Here is a 14,914-nt window from a genome sequence, read left to right on the forward strand (position 1 = left end):
CACGCGCGGGCATTACGCCTCGATCTCCTGCCACGGGTGCCCGGGACCGGCAGGCCTCGCGCCCCGTGCACCCGTGGCAGGGGGCCGGCGGCGGAGCGAGCGTGACGGTGGCCGGGTCAGGCCCGGTGGCGGCGGGGAGAGGAGAGCCCGCGTACCGCGACGGTGCCGAACGCCGCCGTCATCGCGGCGGACCAGGCGAGGACGCGCAGCAGCGGTGCCAGTACGGCGCCGCTGCCCGTCAGCCCGCGCATGGTGTCCACCCCGCAGCTCAGCGGCAGGGCGTGGACGACGGGACGCAAGGCGTGCGGGTAGGACTCCAGTGGTGCGAAGCCGGTGCTGAAGAACAGCATGAGGAGGAAGAGCACCGCGAGCCCGCTCAGCGCGGACACGTTCCGCGCGCGGACCGCCACGGCGCACACCAGCGAGGAGAACCCGATGCCGACGAGCACGGGGACCGCGGCGAACAGCGGCAGCAGCGCCGCATGCCGGAGCCGGAAGCCGAGGGCGTACCCGACCGCGGCGAACACGAGCGCGGTGACGAGCATCCGGGCGACCTCCGCGCCCAGCCGGCCGGTCAGCGGCGAGGTACGGTGCACCGGCATCGCGCGGAACCGGTCGAGCAGCCCGGAGTCGCGCTCCAGCAGCAGCGAGACGCCGATGCCGACACCGCCGAAGACGGTGCCGACCAGCGCTGCGAGCGGGACGTAGCGGTTCAGGCTGTCACCGCCCGACGCGGCGGCCATCGTGTCGCCGAACACGGTGCGGAACACCAGCAGCAGGAAGACCGGGAAGACCAGCGCCTGCATGTAGATCGTCGGCGTCCGCCACCAGCGCCGCAGCAGGCGTTGCGCCTGGAGCGCGCCGTGTGCGAACGCGGCCCTGGCCCCGGTCTCGCCCATCAGGACCTTCCCTTCGAGAGCGTCCGGCGGGCGAGAGGCGTGAACACCACGAGCAGACCGGCCAGCCACGCCAGCGTCGTCAGGACCGGGCGCGCCGTCGCGCCGCCGGAGGCCAGGCCGCGCAACGCGTCGGCGGCCTGCGACACGGGCTGGTCGCGGACGAACGGCCGGATCCAGCCGGGAAACCCGGTGACCGGCGCGAACCCGGTCGACAACATGGTCAGCAGCAGCTGCGGCACCAGCAGCGCCGAGGCCGTGTGCTCCGGGTTGCCGACCGCGAGGCCGAGCGCCACGCATCCGACGCACAGGCACAGCGCGAACCCCACCGCCAGAGCCGCGAACCCCAGGGCCGGCACCATGCCCGTACGGAACCGGAACCCGAATGCCAGGCCGACCGCCACCGCCACGGCCAGGGCGAGCAGGGCGCGGCACAGGTCCGCACCGAGCCGCCCGGCGACGGGCGCGAGCCGGGCCACCGGCATCGACCGGAACCGCCGGACCATGCCCGACTGCACGTCAGCGGCGATCGCGTCGGCGGAGCTCATCGCGACGAAGATCATCGCTTGCAGCACCACGATCGGCGGAAGCCACTGCGCGTAGTCGATGCCGCGTTCGGCCATGACGCCGCGCAACGGCACGTAGAAGCCGGTGAAGAACACCAGCGGCGCGATGATCGCGCCGCCGACCTCCCCGACGTCGCGGCGCAGCAGGGTGACCGCGCGCAGCGTCAGGACCCAGGCGGCGTTCACCCGGGCTCCCCGGCCGGCTCTTCGGCCTGGTGGCCGGTCAGCGCGAAGAACACCTCGTCCAAGGAGGGGCGGCGCAGCGCGATGTCGGTCATCGCCACGCCCGCGTCCTCGACCCGCTTGACGACCTCGGTGAGCGTTCCGGGCCCATCCGGGGCGGGCAGCACGACCGTGTCCTCACGCCGGCTCGGGCTCAGCCCGGACAGCGCGTCCAGCATCCGCGGCGCGTCCTGTGGATCGGCCGGGGTGATCTCACAGAACGTGCCGCCCACCTGCCGCTTCAGCTCCTCCGGGGCGCCGGTCGCGATCACCCGCCCGTGGTCGATCACCACGATCCGGTCGGCGAGCCGGTCCGCCTCCTCCAGATACTGCGTGGTCAGCAGCACCGCGACACCGCGTTTGCGCAGGTCGCGTACGGCCTCCCACAGCGCCAGGCGGCTGCGCGGGTCCAGGCCGGTGGTCGGCTCGTCGAGGAACACGACCGACGGGTCGCGCACCAGCCCGGCGGCCAGGTCGAGCCGCCTGCGCATGCCGCCGGAGTACGTCGCGGTGCGCCGGTCCGCGGCGTCGTCCAGGCCGAAGGCGGTCAGCAGCTCGTCCGCCCGTGCCCGCGCCGCGGCCTTGCGCAGGCCGAGGAGGCGCCCGAAGAGCACGAGGTTCTCCCGCCCGGTCAGTGCCTCGTCGACCGCCGCGTACTGACCGGTCAGGGCGATGACACGCCGCACCGCGGCCGGTTCGCGCACCACGTCGTGCCCCGCGACGCGTGCGTGCCCGGAGTCCGGACGCTCCAGCGTCGACAGGACGTTCACGGTCGTGGTCTTGCCCGCGCCGTTGGGGCCGAGCAGGCCGACGATCTCGCCCGCGCCGACCGCCAGGGACAGCCCGTCGAGGGCGGCGTGCTCCCCGTACGACACGCGCAGGTCCTCGATGCTGACGGCGGGGGCCGGGCTCAGGCTCGGGGACGTGGCCGATGCGGTCACGACGCGCCCACCTCCTCCGCCGTCGCGAGCCGCCAGCCGAGGGACCGGTTCCGTTCGCGCCAGAACGCGGCGTACCTGCCGTTCAGGGCCATCAGCTCCTCGTGCGTGCCCGACTCGGCCACCCGCCCGTCGCCGAGGACGACGATGCGGTCGGCGGTGGTGATCGTCTCCAGCCGGTGCGCGACCACCAGGAGTGTGCTGCGCCCGGAAAGGTCGGCCAGCGCCCGCTGGATCGCGGCCTGGTTCTCTGCGTCCAGGGACGCGGTCGCCTCGTCCAGCAGCACCACCGGGGCGTCCTTGAGCAGCGCGCGGGCCAGCGACACGCGCTGGCGCTCACCGCCGGACAGCGCGGCACCGCCCTCCCCGACGCGGGTGTCCCAGCCGTCCGGCAGCCGCGTGACGATGTCGTCCACGCGCGCCAGCCGTGCGACGCGCTCGACCTCCTCCTCTCCGGCATCGGGCCGGGCGACCCGGATGTTCTCCCGGATCGTGCCGTCGAACAGGTAGACGTCCTGGAAGACCATCGCCAGCATCCCGGCCAGCTCGTCGGTGGTGAGGTCGCGTACGTCGTCGCCGCCGATGTGTACCGACCCGGAGCCGACGTCGAAGAACCGCGCCACGAGGCGGGTCACCGTCGTCTTGCCGGAGCCGGAGGCGCCGACCAGCGCGACCGTGGTGCCCGCCTCGGCGGTGAAGGTCACGCCGTCCAGCACCGTACGGTCCGGCGCGTAGCCGAAGCTCACGTCGCGCAACTCCACCGCGACGGCGGACCCGGGCGTCCGCGCGGGTGCCTCCTCGGCCGTACGGTCCGGCTCGGGGAGGGGGCGGGCGTCGAGCACGCCGGTCACCCCGGCCAGCGCGGCACGAGAGGAGCGGAACGTGCCGGCCAGGCCGGCGATCGCCGTCACGGGCTCGGCGAACCGTACGACCAGCACGAGCGTGGCGATCGTCGTGGCCGGGTCGCCGCCGCCGAGCAGGTGCGCGGTCCCGGTGACCAGAGCCGCCGCCACGCCGAGCTGTACGGTCAGCCCGAACAGCATCCGTGCCGGTGCGTCCGCGCGTGCCCGGCGGCGGGTGGCCCGGTCCTGCTCCTCCAGGGCGTCGTCGAGCAGCACGAGTCCCGGCCCGCCCGGACCGGACGCGCGGAGCACGGGCTGGGCACGGGCGAACTCCACGACCCGGCCGTTCGCCTCGGACGCCGTCTCCTCCAGCCGGTCGTCGACGCGCTCGGCCAGACGCGTGGTCCAGCGGTGCACGGCGTACAGCACGGGCGCGCAGATCAGCAGCGTCAGCCCGATCCGCCAGTCGAAGACGAAGACGCCCGCGACGACGACGAGCGGCGTGAGGGTCCCGGTCAGCAGCGGTTCGAGCAGGTGGGCGATGATCCCGCTGACGTCCTTGGCGCCCTGTCCGATCAGACGCGTCAGCCGCCCGGTGCGGTCGGCGGAGAACCAGCCCAGCGGGAGTGTCGCGAGGTGGTCGCCGAGCCGGTGGTGCAGACCGTTGATGGTCGCCATGCCGACGCGGAAGCCGCCCATGGACTGCAGGTGCCGGGCGACCAGCGTCGCGGCGGCGGACACCGTCATGACGCCGATCCACGCCCACGCCGTGCCGGTGTCGTGCCGCAGCAACGCGCGCAGCGCCGGCACCATCAGCACGAACGTGACTCCCTGGAGCACCGCGTAGACGGCCACGCGGACGATCTGGCGCCGCAGCGCCGGGGCCGTCTCCGTGCCGACGGCCGCGTACAGCCGCCCGAGCAGGGTCTTCGACGTCATCGCGCCACCTCGTGGTTCTCCTGGTGCCCCTGGGCTCGCCACAGCCGCCGGTACGTCCCGTCTCGCGCGAGCAGTTCGTCGTGCCGGCCGCGGTCGGTGATCCGGCCGCCGTCGAGGACGAGGATCTGGTCGGCGCCCACGACGGTCGCCAACCGGTGCGCGACCACGAGCACGGTGCGTCCGGAGGACAGCCGCGACAGGGCGTCCTGCACCGCCGCCTCGGAGTCCGGGTCGGCGTAGGCGGTCGCCTCGTCCAGCACGAGGACCGGCGGGTCGGCGAGCAGCAGCCGGGCGATCGCCACGCGCTGTGCCTCGCCGCCGGACAGGTTCGCGTCCTCGCCCACGACGGACTCCAGACCACGTGGCAGCGCCGTCAGGACATCCTCGACGTTCGCCGCGCGCGCCGCCGCGCGCACCTCCTCGGCCGAGGCGCCGGGGCGGCCGAGCCGGATGTTGTCCTCCACCGTCGTCCGCAGCAGCGGCGCGTCCTGGAACACGAACCCGACATGGCGGTACAGCACGTCGGAGGCGATCTCGCGGACGTCCACGCCGCCGATCCGCACCGCGCCGGAGTCGGCGTCGAAGAACCGCGCCACGAGCCCGGCCATGGTGGACTTCCCCGCGCCGGACGGGCCGACCAGAGCGGTCAGGGTGCCGGGCTCGAGAACGGCGTCCACCTCGCTCAGCACCGGTCGGCCGGGCGTGTGCGCGAACGTCACATGGTCGAACTCGACTCTCGGCCCGGACGGCTCGCGAGGCGCGGCGGGCTCGGCCAGCTCGGGAGTCGCCAGCAGGTCGCGTACGCGCCCGGCGGCGGCCTCGGCCGCGCGCAGGCTGCTCCCCGCCTGTCCGAACGCCTGGATCGGCGCGGTGAGCGCGAGCCCGAGCAGGACGAACGGCAGCACCTTCACCGGCGTGATCACATCCGTGGCGACCAGCGCCGTGCCGCCGACGACCACGACGGTGAGGACGGCGACGGGGGCGACCACCGCCGTGCTGAGGGAGATCAGCCGGAGCACCGGGGCGTTCAGGGCGGTGAACGTACGGTGGTAACCGTCCACGGCGTCGGTGAACCGGTGGTGCGCGCGCCGGGCCCGGCCGTACATCTTCACCACGGAGATGCCCTGGACGAATTCGACGACCGAGGCGTGGACGGCGCGCATCGCCTCGGCGACCTCGGTGCTGCCGCCGCCCGCCCGGGCCATGACGGTCCGCCGCGCGGCGACGAAGACGGCGACGGGGATGAGCGTGACGAGGGTGAGCTGCCAGCTCACGGTGAACAGCCACACGAGCGCCGCGAGCGGCGTGACCAGGGCGGAGACGAGGTCGAGCCGCGCGTGCGCCACGGCGTAGTGCATCTCGTCCAGGTCGTCCTGCAGCGCGCCCTGCACCGACCCGCTCGTCCCGGCGGTGAACCAGCCCAGGGGGACCCGGCGCAGGTGGGCGGCGACACGCCGCCGCAGGGTGAGCGAGAGATCGGCGTCGGCGCCGTGGCTGACGGTGACGGCGGCGCCGCCGAGGAGAAAGTAGGCCACGGCGGCGCCGCCGGCCACGCCGACGATCACCCAGACGCCGTTGCCGGGTGAGCCGCGCATCGAACGCTCGGCCAGCTCGTACACGGCGGCGAAGGGGATCAGGACCATGACGGCCGCGACCGCCTGCAGCACGGTCGCGAGGCGGAGCGCTCCGCGGACCGGACGGGTCAGCTCGCGGAACGCCTTGCGACGCGAAGCGTCTTGCGTGGATCTCATGGTCTCCCCCCGACGGCGGAACAGGTGGGCCGCAATTTACAACGTACTGTCGCAAATAGGCAAGGTAACCCTAACCTAAGGCGTGACCGGGTGATCCTGGCGGGCGTGCCGGGGGAGGCGGGCGGTCAGGAAACGGCCCGCCTCCCCCCACGCTCACCGCTTGGCGGCCTGGGAGAGGTCGGGGATCAGGTTTTTCAGCGCCCAGTCCAGGCTCGGCGCCGAGGGGAAGCCGATGGCCTCGGCGGGGACCAGGTCCAGCGGGACGTACGCGTTCTTGGTGATCGCCTTGAGGTGGCGGAAGCCGGGGATGGCCTTCATCTTCGCGGGCGTTCCGGGCGGCCCGGTGAGGATGATGATGTCGGCGTCGGCCTTGTCGAGATTCTCGAAGCTGATGAACGCGCGGCCGGGCGTCGAACTCGTCGGCATCTTCGTGACCGTGGGGGTCAGGCTCAGGCCGAGTGAGGCCATGAACTGCGCGGAGACGTCCTTGGTCGTGTTGATCGCCCAGATGCCGCTGTCATTGGGGGAGATGAGGAAGGTGTAGGTCTTCCCGTTCAGCTCCGGGTGCGCGGCCTTGGTCTGGCTGATCTGGCTCTCCGTCTTCGAGATGACCCCGGATGCGCGGTCGGGGACGCCGAGCGCCTTGGCGATGGTGCGCGTCGCGTCCTGCCAGGTGTCGAGGTTGGGGCCGTTGACGTAGCTCACGACGGGCGCGAACTTCGACAGCTGCGGATAGCTCTGCTGGAGCGCGTAGTCCTTGGTCGCCAGGATCAGGTCCGGTTTCAAGGCGACGATCTTGTCGATGGGGTCGCCCTTGGAGGTGTCCAGCAGCGTGGGGGTGGCGCCCTTCAGCCACTGCTTCGTCCACGGTTCGACGCCGCCCGCGACGACCGGGATCTTCTGCATGGCGATCGGTGTGACGCCGAGCGAGAGGGCGATGTCGGCGTCGGTCCAGGACAGCGCCACGACGCGCTTCGGCCGGTGCGTGATGGTCGCGGTGCCGAGTTTGCCGCTGACGCTGACCGGAAAGCCCTTATCCGCGGCCTTCGCGGTGTCGGTGTTCGCGCTGTTCGTGCAGCCGGCCGCGAGGGAGAGGGCGGCGACCAGCAGAATCGCCCATCTGATGTTCTTCTTCATGCCTGGCCTTCTGCCTTTCCGATGCGCCAGTATCCAGAGAAATAGACGTCGTCGCGGTCGATGCCGCGTTCCTCGACGAGATGGCGGCGTACGTCGGCCACCTGGGACCGTTCGCCCGCGACCCAGGCGTAAGGCCGCCCGCGCGGGAGGTCGGCCGCGCGAATGCTCGCCAGCAGCCGTTCCCCGGCGGCGCGGCGGCACCAGGTGACCTGGGTCCGCTCGCCGTCGCGAAGCAGGCCGGAGCACTCGAGGTCGTCGACCTCGGCGAACACGCGGGCCGGAGTGTCCGGCGGCAGCGACTCGACGATCGCGCAGATCGCCGGCAGGGCGGTCTTGTCCCCCGCGAGCAGTTGCCAGTCGGTGCCGGGCGTCGGCGAGTACGCCGAGATCGGCCCGTACAGCGCGGCGCGGTCGCCGGGCTGGGCGCCGACCGCCCACCGGGTCGCCGGACCGGGGCCGTCGTGCACGGCGAAGTCGATGTCGACCTCGCCGCTCCGGGGACGGTGTCGCCGGATCGTGTACGTGCGCATCACCGGGCGTACCTCCTCGGGAAGCGCGAGGAGGTCGGCGGGCGTCATGCCGTACGTGACCTGCGGGCGGTCCTGGCCCTCGCGGGGAAGCAGCAGCTTCACGCGTTGGTCGGGGCCGTCTCCGACGAAGTCGGCCAGGTCGTCTCCGGCCAGCGAGACGCGGAGCATCCGCGGCGCGATCGGCACGCGGGCCGTCACGCGAACGTGAAAGAGTCGCATCGGGCGACCGGAGCGCGTGGTGAGTCCGGGTGGTCGGGCCGGACGGCGGCTCATCGAGGTCTCACAGGCATCGTCATAAAGGCGCTCTCCAGATAAGGGCCGGTTATAAGTTAGGCTTGCCTAATGCAGGTTAGCCTTACCTAATTCTGGGCAAAGATCCAGCCCGTCTGGTGGTGATCCGCGTCGCGGCGCGCCGGGAGGAGTGGCAGTTGACGACGACCCTCGGCCGTGCGCCGGCCGCACGCGGGTCACGTGGCCCCCGGCGCGGCGCCGCGATCCGTATCTTCGGGCTGGTCGTGGCGCTGGCGGCGCTCGTGGCCGCCACCATGGCCGGGTTCGCGGTCGGAGCCAAGAACATTCCGCTGTCCACCGTGTGGGACGCCCTGTTCCATTACCACGGCACCGACGACGAACAGATCGTCCGCGGTCTCCGGATCCCCCGCACGCTGATCGGCGTCATGGCCGGTGCCGGCCTCGGCGGTGCCGGGGCGCTGATGCAGGCCATCACCCGCAACCCCCTGGCCGACCCGGGCGTGCTCGGGATCAACTCCGGCGCCTCGGCGGCGGTGGTCGCCGCGATGGGCCTCGCGGGGCTGACCGCGCCCATCGAGTACGTCTGGTTCGCCCTCGCCGGTGCCGCCCTCGCCGCTCTGGCCGTCCACCTGCTCGGCTCGGCCGGCCGCCGGGCCGACCCGGTGCGGCTCGCCCTCGCGGGAACCGCGCTGACCGCGGTGCTGACCGCGTTCATCCAGGCGATGGTGCTGCTGCGGCCCGACGTGTTCGACCGGTACCGGTTCTGGGAGATCGGCTCCCTCGCCGGCCGAGGGGCGAATGTGCTCTACCCGCTGCTGCCCTTCACCGTCGTGGGCCTGCTGCTGGCCCTCGGGCTCGGCCGGCAGCTCAACGCCGTCGCCCTCGGCGAGGAGACCGGCCGCGCGCTCGGCATACGCCTCGGCCGGACACGGGCGCTCGCCGCGATCGCGATCACCCTGCTGTGCGGGACGGCGACCGCCGCCGCCGGGCCGATCTGGTTCGTCGGCCTCGCCGTGCCGCACATCGCCCGCCTCATCACCGGCCCGGACCAGCGGTGGCTGCTGCCGTACTCGATCGTCCTCGCGCCGGTGCTGCTGCTCGTCGCCGACGTCCTCGGACGCGTGGTGGTGCGCCCCGGCGAGCTCCAGGTCGGCCTGGTCGCGGTGATCATCGGTGCGCCCGTCTTCATCGCACTGGTCCGGCAGCGGAGGATCGTGCAAGCGTGACCATGTTCACGGTACGCCCGCGCGGCGTGGAGATCTCCTTCCGGATCCGGCGCCGATCCCTGACCGTCACCTCGGCGCTGGTCGCCCTCACCGTCCTCGCCGGCCTGGCCGGAACCTTCCTGTACGGCGACATGACACCGGCCGAGGCGCTCCGGACGCTCACCGGCCACGGCAGCCGCAGCGATGAGTTCCTGCTCTACACGCTCCGCGCGCCCCGGCTGCTGTGCGCCGCCGTGGTCGGCCTCGCGCTCGGCGCCAGCGGCGCGGTCTTCCAGAGCCTGACCCGCAACCCCCTGGGCAGCCCGGACGTCATAGGCCTCACCTCCGGCTCGTCCACGGGCGCGGTGCTGGCGATCACGGTGGTGCACGCCGGGATCGGTATGACCGCGGCCGGCGCGCTCGCCGGTGGGCTGGGCACCGCCGCCCTGGTGTACCTCCTGGCGTTCCGGCGGGGCGTCCAGGGATACCGCATGATCCTGGTCGGCATCGGGGTCGGTGCCCTGCTGCACGCGGCCACCGGCTATCTGCTGACCCGCGCGCGGCTGGAGGACGCGCAGGTCGCACAGGTCTGGCTGGTCGGCAGCCTGAACGGGCGAGGCTGGACGGAGTTCTTTCCCGCGGCCGCGGCCCTCGCCGTTCTCCTCCCGCTCGCGCTGGCGGCGGCAAGGTGGCTGCCCATGCTGGAGATGGGCGATGACACCGCCCGCGGGCTCGGTCTGTGGGTGGAGACGACGCGTCTGGTGCTCGCCCTGCTCGGCGTGGCGCTGGTGGGTCTGGCCACCGCGACCGCCGGTCCGATCAGCTTCGTCGCGCTCGCCGCACCCCAGGTCGCCCGGCGGCTGACCGGGGCATCCGGACCCGGCGTGCTGCCGGCCGCGCTGACGGGCGCGCTGCTGACCGTGGCCGGAGACATCGCCGCGGAGCGCGTCTTCCCCGGAGGGCTGCCGGTCGGCGTGGTGTCCGGCGCGACCGGCGGAGCGTACCTGGCATGGCTGCTCGCCCGTGAGCTGCGCGCCGGACGGTGACGCGCGAAGGAAGCGCCCGATCGGGGGCCGGCCTGGCCGGGTCGGCCCCCGAGACCGGGTTCACTCCAGGCCGAAGCGGCTCTTGAGGTACATGTACGCGTGGAAGTCGTCCGGCTCTCGCCGGTCCAGGAACACGACGTGCGTCTCGCCGTCCCGGGTCGAGATCTCGATCTCCCCGTTCCCGTAGGCGGGGCGGTGGCCGGTGACCCAGTTCGCGTCCTCGATCTCGTCGGGGTCGAGGTAGAGCCTTCGCCGGATGACCTCCGGGTCCGGGCCGGCGTAGGGCGGGACGTCGCGGAAGTAGCGCTGCGCGGCATGGTCGAGCCGCCGCAGTCCCTGGCGGGCCCGCGTCTGGGTGTCGGAGTGGCCGGTGGCCAGGGCTCGCTGGTAGAGGTCGCGGGCCTCGGCCGTGCTGCCCTGCTCGGCTTCCAGGTTGCCGAGGTTGAGCAGGGCTTTGCGCGCGTGCTCGTGATGCCCGGTGGCGATCACCTGCCGGTAGAGCTCACGGGCCGCACGCACGTTGCCCTGCCTGCGCTCGAACAGCCCGAGGTTGAACATCGCCTGTGGAGCATGCTCGGGGTGAGCGCTGGCGATCGCCTCCCGAAAGGCGGCACGCGCCGCCTCGACCCGCCCGTCCATCGCCTCGAGGACCGCGAGGTTGCCCCATGCCTTGGGAGCCACCTCGGCGTGCCCGGTGGCGATGGCGCGCTCGAAGGCCGTACGCGCCTCCGCCGTCCGGCCGAGGTTCCTCTCCAGAGCGGCGAGCAGGAAGCCGGCCTCGGCCACCTCGTCCTCGTCACCGGTCGCCATCAGCCGTCCGTATACCTCACGGGCCCGATCTGGATCGTTGACGGCGTCATCTGGATCCACCACGACGCGCCTTTCTCGAATGGGAACCGGGAAGAGCGTTCTGGTCGAACCATGTCACACCGCCGTGCCTTGTGGCTGCGGGCAGATGCGCTGATGTCACCGTGAAAATGCCGTTCGGGCCGGAACACCTCCGCGTTCGGTGGGGACCCGATTTCGCCGTAGAGGTATGGATTCGGCGCGTGAAGAAGCGATCCCGTCCAGGGCGCCCATGACGTCGTGACGCGGTCCGCAAGTGCCACGAGCGAGTGCGGTCCGGGAGTGCGTCGCCGGACCGTCGCGTCATGGACTCCCGGGCACCCGCGCCCGGGCGGACGTCGCCGCCGGTCGAGTGTTCTGCGAGGTATTGCGCCCGGGAGGCGGAAACGTTATAACAACCTAACGACTTTGAAGGAGCGCACATGGCATCTGTTCCTGGTGGGAGGCGTCGCCTCTCGTCCCTGCTCCGTTTGGCGCTGCCACTGTCCTTCGTCACCCTCGCCGGAGTCGCCTGTGGAGGATCGGGTGGCAGCGGGTCTGGCGGCGACACGGTGAGTCTTTGGACCTGGCGGACGGACGACAAGGCCGCCATGCAGCAGATCTTCGCCGGCTTCGAGGCGAAGAACCCGGGCGTGAAGGTGAAGCTCAACTTCATCCCCGACGCCGACTATCAGAACCGCCTGGGCGTCGCCCTGCGCGGCGGCAAGGGGCCGGACATCGCGCAGCTCAAGGCGTACGGCGAGCTCCAGCCGCTGGTCAACGCCGGCTACCTCAAGCCGCTCGATGACAAGGTGCCCGAGCTGAAGCAGCTCAGCCCGTCCGCTCTGGAGGGCGCCAAGGCCAAGAAGGACGGGAAGTACTACGGCGTCCCGTACTCCACGGTGAACATGGGCGTCTACTACAACAAGGCCCTGTTCGCCAAGGCGGGGCTCTCGGTCCCGAAGACGTACGCGGAGTTCCTCAAGGACTGCCAGAAGCTCAAGGCGGCCGGTGTCACGCCGATCGCCGCGGGCGGTGCGGACGGCACCGGGTGGGCCATGGAGATCAATACCGGTGTCATGGGGCCCGGCATCTACGGTCCTGACTTCTACCAGGAGATGATGACCGGGAAGGCGAAATTCACCGACCCGCGCTTCGTCAAGGTGCTCCAGCGGGTGAAGGACCTGGCGCCGTACTACGAGGACGGCTTCTCGGGCACCGACTACACCGCGGCGGTGCAGCAGTTCGTCACCGGCAAGGCCGCGATGTTCTTCGGCGGCTCGTACGAGAACGGCAGCTTCAAGGCGCAGAACCCGAACCTGAAGTTCTCCATCTTCCCGTTCCCGCCGGACCAGGCCGGTGGCACGGCGTACACCTCCAGCTTCTCCGACGGTTCGTACGGGCTGGTCTCCACGAGCAAGCACGAGACCGCCGCGCTGAAGGTGCTGCGGTTCATCGGCTCGGCCGACTTCGCCAAGGAGTTCGCCGACCGGCTCGGCTGGCCGCCCGCCCGTGACGGCGTCACGCCGAGCGACCCGGTGCTCAAGGAGATGGTCGCCATGCAGGCGCACAGCATGCCGTACGTGACGCTCGTCGGGTTCCGCTGGCAGACGCCGACCGCCTCCTCCATCCTGCAGGCGGGCATCGTCGACGTGGTCACCGGCCGCAAGACCCCGCAGGCACTGGCGGCCGAGATGGACAAGGGCGTGAGCGCCTGGTTCAAGCCGACGCCGTGATGAGCCCCACCACAGAGACCGAGACCGGGCCCGCGAGCGATTCGCGCGTCCCCGCGCCACGGCCGGCCGCCGTGGCGCGGAGGCGGCGGGCCCGGCTCCGCCTGCACACGACCGGCCTGCTGTTCGCCCTGCCGGCGCTGCTGCTGTACGGCGTGTTCGTGCTGTACCCGCTGCTGGCGTCGCTGTTCGGCAGCCTGTACGCGTGGATCGGCGTGCAGCGCGGCGGGTTCGTCGGGCTCGGCAACTTCCGCCGTCTGCTCTCGGGGGCGCAGCGCGGCGCGGTGGCGAGCGCGTTCTGGCACAACTGCCTGTGGTTCGCCGGGATCATGGTGCTGCAGACCGCACTGGGCCTGCTGATCGCCTGGCTGCTGTTCCTGCGGGGCCGGCGCTACCGGTTCTTCCAGTCGGTGTTCTTCTTTCCGGCCCTGCTGAGCCCGGTCCTCGTCGGGGCGCTGTGGCGGCTCATCCTGATGCCCGACGGGCCGGGCCAGGCGATCCTGCACTCGCTGGGGCTGAGCACGGGCAAGCTGACCTGGCTGGGCGACCCGCACAAGGCGCTGTGGATCCTCATCGCGGTCGACGCCTGGAACTGGATCGGCCTGCCGATCCTGGTCTTCGCGGGCGCGCTCAACGCGATGCCCGCCGAGATCTTCGAGGCGGCCGCGCTGGACGGGGCGCGCGCGGGCCGGATGCTGCGCAGCATCGCGATCCCCTCGCTGCTCCCGGCGGTGGCCTCGCTGACCACGCTCACCGTCATCAACGCCTTCAACCAGTTCGACACGGTGTACGTGATGGAGGGCGTCGGCGGGGACCCGTCACGTTCCACCGACGTGCTGGTGACGCAGTTCTACCGGCTGGCCTTCGGCGCGGTCGGCAGCAGCGGCATCACCGACATCGGGCTGGCCCTGGCGCTCGGCGGCCTGCTGTTCGTGTTCCTCGCGGTGTGCTCCGTGCTGATCCTGCGGTTCTTCGACCGGAAGGCGATCTCATGACCGCCCTGGCGTATCGGGCGAAACGGCTGCCGGGCTGGGCGATGCTGCTCGGCTGGGCACTGCTGGTGCTGTTGCCCATCTACCTGCTCCTGGTGTCGTGTTTCAAGACCACCCAGCAGATCTACGCGCATCCGCTGACGCCGCCCGGCTCCTGGAGCCTGGCGAACTTCCGCCACGCCTGGGCGCAGGCAGACTTCGCGCGCTACTTCGTCAACAGCCTGGTCGTCAGCGTCGGCGCGGTGCTGATCACCATCACCGTCTGCCTGCTGGCGGCGTACCCGCTGAGCCGGTACCGGCTGTGGTGGGGCAACGCGCTGCTCGGCGTGTTCCTGGTCGGCATCATGGTGCCCGCGCGGCTCGCCTCGGTCGAGATGTTCAACCTGCTCAAGTCGCTGGGCCTGCTGGACAGCCGGCTCGGTCTCGTCCTGGTCTTCACCGCCATGCGGATCCCGTTCGGCATGCTGATCTTCGCCAACTTCATGCGGGTCATCCCGCGCGAGCTGGAAGAGGCGGCGCGGATGGACGGTGCGGCCGAATGGCGGGTGCTGTTCCGGGTGATCCTGCCGCAGATGCGCCCGGCGGTCGGCGTGGTCGCGGTCTTCACCGGCATCGCGGTGTGGAACGACTTCTACTTCCCGCTGCTGTTCACCTTCGACGAGGGCAAGAAGACGCTGCCGCTGGCCATCGCGGGCTTCGTCGGTCAGTACAACACCGACTGGGGGATGCTCTTCGCCGGCCTGGCGATGTCGATGATCCCGCTGGTGTTCCTGTACCTGGCCGCGTCACGGCAGGTCCAGCAGGCGATGGGTGAGGGGGCGGTCCGATGAGCGTGGCCGAGGACCCCGGGGGCATCGGCTCGCTCCTCGTCGTCGGCGCGCACGCGTTCGACGCGGAGGTCATCGCCGGTCCGCTGGCCGCCGCGGTGGCCGGGGCCGGAGGACGCGCCACCCTGGTCCACCTGAGCCTCGGCGAGCAGGGCCACACCCGCCTGGCGCCCGCCGAGTACGCCGAGCAGAAGCGCGCCGAGGCCGCCGCCG

14 protein-coding genes are annotated in these 14,914 nt (G+C 71.9%); 6 read left to right on the plus strand and 8 right to left on the minus strand.

The genetic code is table 11. The annotated features are described in order from the left end of the window. Positions 1-116 precede the first annotated feature (116 nt). From ACFFNX_RS23680 to ACFFNX_RS23710, 7 genes are all read right to left on the minus strand, one after another. Positions 117-899, minus strand: a complete 783-nt coding sequence (locus tag ACFFNX_RS23680) for an ABC transporter permease (RefSeq protein WP_378206200.1) — start codon at positions 897-899, stop codon at positions 117-119. Next, positions 899-1,648, minus strand: coding sequence for an ABC transporter permease (locus tag ACFFNX_RS23685; RefSeq protein ID WP_378206203.1), 750 nt, complete (start codon positions 1,646-1,648; stop codon positions 899-901). Before ACFFNX_RS23685 ends, ACFFNX_RS23680 begins: the two co-directional genes overlap by 1 nt. Then, positions 1,645-2,625, minus strand: coding sequence for an ATP-binding cassette domain-containing protein (locus tag ACFFNX_RS23690; RefSeq protein ID WP_378206206.1), 981 nt, complete (start codon positions 2,623-2,625; stop codon positions 1,645-1,647). The genes ACFFNX_RS23685 and ACFFNX_RS23690 overlap by 4 nt, the downstream gene beginning before the upstream one ends. Beyond that, positions 2,622-4,403: an ABC transporter ATP-binding protein gene (locus tag ACFFNX_RS23695; RefSeq protein WP_378206209.1), complete on the minus strand. Its 1,782-nt coding sequence runs from the start codon at positions 4,401-4,403 to the stop codon at positions 2,622-2,624. The genes ACFFNX_RS23690 and ACFFNX_RS23695 overlap by 4 nt, the downstream gene beginning before the upstream one ends. Then, on the minus strand, positions 4,400-6,154 hold the full coding sequence (locus ACFFNX_RS23700) for an ABC transporter ATP-binding protein (RefSeq protein WP_378206212.1): 1,755 nt from the start codon (positions 6,152-6,154) through the stop codon (positions 4,400-4,402). Before ACFFNX_RS23700 ends, ACFFNX_RS23695 begins: the two co-directional genes overlap by 4 nt. 153 nt (positions 6,155-6,307) lie before the next feature. Beyond that, a complete protein-coding gene (locus ACFFNX_RS23705; protein WP_378206216.1) occupies positions 6,308-7,291 on the minus strand; it encodes an iron-siderophore ABC transporter substrate-binding protein in 984 nt (327 codons plus the stop codon). Beyond that, entirely contained in the window at positions 7,288-8,040 is a 753-nt protein-coding gene (locus ACFFNX_RS23710; RefSeq protein ID WP_378206219.1) for a siderophore-interacting protein, read from the minus strand. Before ACFFNX_RS23710 ends, ACFFNX_RS23705 begins: the two co-directional genes overlap by 4 nt. A gap of 209 nt (positions 8,041-8,249) precedes the next feature. Between ACFFNX_RS23710 and ACFFNX_RS23715 the strand changes: the two genes are divergently transcribed. After that, positions 8,250-9,299, plus strand: a complete 1,050-nt coding sequence (locus ACFFNX_RS23715) for a FecCD family ABC transporter permease (protein WP_378206222.1) — start codon at positions 8,250-8,252, stop codon at positions 9,297-9,299. Between the two features lie 2 nt (positions 9,300-9,301). Next, a complete protein-coding gene (locus tag ACFFNX_RS23720) occupies positions 9,302-10,324 on the plus strand; it encodes a FecCD family ABC transporter permease (RefSeq protein ID WP_378206241.1) in 1,023 nt (340 codons plus the stop codon). Between the two features lie 60 nt (positions 10,325-10,384). On the opposite strand, the gene ACFFNX_RS23725 is transcribed toward ACFFNX_RS23720, so the two are convergent. After that, positions 10,385-11,197 carry a tetratricopeptide repeat protein gene (locus ACFFNX_RS23725; protein WP_378206225.1) on the minus strand — a complete coding sequence of 271 codons (813 nt, stop codon included), beginning with the start codon at positions 11,195-11,197 and terminating at the stop codon, positions 10,385-10,387. Between the two features lie 524 nt (positions 11,198-11,721). Here ACFFNX_RS23725 and ACFFNX_RS23730 point away from each other — a divergent pair. From ACFFNX_RS23730 to ACFFNX_RS23745, 4 genes are all read left to right on the plus strand, one after another. Further along, positions 11,722-12,885 carry an extracellular solute-binding protein gene (locus tag ACFFNX_RS23730; RefSeq protein ID WP_378206228.1) on the plus strand — a complete coding sequence of 388 codons (1,164 nt, stop codon included), beginning with the start codon at positions 11,722-11,724 and terminating at the stop codon, positions 12,883-12,885. Next, entirely contained in the window at positions 12,885-13,877 is a 993-nt protein-coding gene (locus ACFFNX_RS23735) for a carbohydrate ABC transporter permease (protein ID WP_378206231.1), read from the plus strand. The genes ACFFNX_RS23730 and ACFFNX_RS23735 overlap by 1 nt, the downstream gene beginning before the upstream one ends. Beyond that, the gene (locus ACFFNX_RS23740; protein ID WP_378206234.1) at positions 13,874-14,704 is read left to right on the plus strand and encodes a carbohydrate ABC transporter permease; all 831 of its coding nucleotides are present in this window, start codon (positions 13,874-13,876) and stop codon (positions 14,702-14,704) included. Before ACFFNX_RS23735 ends, ACFFNX_RS23740 begins: the two co-directional genes overlap by 4 nt. After that, on the plus strand, positions 14,701-14,914 hold a 214-nt coding region (locus tag ACFFNX_RS23745; protein ID WP_378206238.1), incomplete at its 3' end, for a PIG-L family deacetylase. The genes ACFFNX_RS23740 and ACFFNX_RS23745, both read left to right, overlap by 4 nt.

Origin of the sequence: Actinoallomurus acaciae (genome assembly GCF_042429965.1) — a bacterium.
Taxonomy (GTDB): domain Bacteria; phylum Actinomycetota; class Actinomycetes; order Streptosporangiales; family Streptosporangiaceae; genus Actinoallomurus; species Actinoallomurus acaciae.

Bases quoted from the DNA above. Each gene is read 5' to 3' on its own strand.
- ACFFNX_RS23695 (WP_378206209.1), bottom strand. From the start codon at position 4,403: ATGACGTCGAAGACCCTGCTCGGGCGGCTGTACGCGGCCGTCGGCACG.
- ACFFNX_RS23735 (WP_378206231.1), top strand. From the start codon at position 12,885: ATGAGCCCCACCACAGAGACCGAGACCGGGCCCGCGAGCGATTCGCGC.
- ACFFNX_RS23740 (WP_378206234.1), top strand. From the start codon at position 13,874: ATGACCGCCCTGGCGTATCGGGCGAAACGGCTGCCGGGCTGGGCGATG.
- ACFFNX_RS23700 (WP_378206212.1), bottom strand. From the start codon at position 6,154: ATGAGATCCACGCAAGACGCTTCGCGTCGCAAGGCGTTCCGCGAGCTG.
- ACFFNX_RS23680 (WP_378206200.1), bottom strand. From the start codon at position 899: ATGGGCGAGACCGGGGCCAGGGCCGCGTTCGCACACGGCGCGCTCCAG.
- ACFFNX_RS23710 (WP_378206219.1), bottom strand. From the start codon at position 8,040: ATGCGACTCTTTCACGTTCGCGTGACGGCCCGCGTGCCGATCGCGCCG.
- ACFFNX_RS23705 (WP_378206216.1), bottom strand. From the start codon at position 7,291: ATGAAGAAGAACATCAGATGGGCGATTCTGCTGGTCGCCGCCCTCTCC.
- ACFFNX_RS23720 (WP_378206241.1), top strand. From the start codon at position 9,302: ATGTTCACGGTACGCCCGCGCGGCGTGGAGATCTCCTTCCGGATCCGG.